Genomic DNA, 489 nt, shown 5'->3' on the forward strand with positions numbered 1-489 from the left:
CAAACTGGCCGAAGACACATTAAGCGAGATCGACCGTATCCTCGGCATCCTGCCCACTGCCGGCACCGCCAAGGTCAGCTGGGAGGAATATGGCGAGATCATCGTCTGCGATACCTATGACGAGATGCTGAAAGTGGCCGATGACATCGCCTCCGAGCACGTTCAGGTCATGACCGACCGCGACGACTGGTTCCTGGAAAACATGACCTGCTACGGCGCGCTGTTCCTGGGTCCGCGCACCAACGTGGCCAATGGCGACAAGGTGATCGGCACCAACCACACGCTGCCGACCAAAAAGGCCGGCCGCTATACAGGCGGGCTCTGGGTTGGCAAGTTCATGAAAACCCACAGCTATCAGAAGGTCGTCACCGACGAGGCCGCGACGCTGATCGGCGAATACGGCTCGCGCCTGTGCATGCTGGAAGGCTTTGTCGGCCATGCCGAACAATGCAACATCCGCGTGCGTCGCTATGGTGGGCTCAACGTGCC

The 489-nt window shown here is 60.1% G+C and carries 1 protein-coding gene; it reads left to right on the top strand.

The genetic code is table 11. From position 1 onward, the window contains the following. On the top strand, positions 1-489 hold a 489-nt coding region (locus ACOQFT_RS00140), incomplete at both ends, for a histidinol dehydrogenase (protein WP_421596048.1).

This window comes from Ruegeria sp. MALMAid1280, from assembly GCF_049195285.1.
Classification (GTDB): Bacteria; Pseudomonadota; Alphaproteobacteria; order Rhodobacterales; family Rhodobacteraceae; genus Ruegeria.